Source organism: Alkalihalophilus lindianensis (assembly GCF_032843265.1).
Classification (GTDB): Bacteria; Bacillota; Bacilli; order Bacillales; family Bacillaceae_D; genus Alkalihalophilus; species Alkalihalophilus lindianensis.
The window spans coordinates 1-286 of the sequence record NZ_JAWJBA010000190.1 but is presented as its reverse complement, the minus strand read 5'-3'; the positions used below and the strand labels follow the sequence as shown (position 1 = coordinate 286).

Annotated in this window: 1 protein-coding gene; it reads right to left on the bottom strand. The window is 38.8% G+C overall.

From position 1 onward, the window contains the following. Positions 1-32 precede the first annotated feature (32 nt). The coding region (locus tag RYX56_RS21875) for a M56 family metallopeptidase (protein ID WP_317124054.1) at positions 33-286 on the bottom strand (254 nt) is incomplete at its 5' end.

Below are 286 nucleotides of genomic sequence, written 5' to 3'. Positions count from 1 at the left end.
CTTTGAGAATCCCCAGTGTAGCGGGCAATCGTCTAAATTCTTTGTTTGATTTGGTTCTTTGTGCCCCCCAATCCTGGAGCAAACTGATCAAATGATCGGGCATTTTTTTTATCTGCAAAATGAATGATTGTATGTCCATATTCGAGATATCCACTCTCATCCAAGAGTTTTAGAACAGAATCATCACAAGCCAATTCCCGATCGATTCGGATACATTTTAAGGCATGCCATATGAATGGGTTAAACCAATACATAATCTGAAATAGCCACATGACATCATTAACGA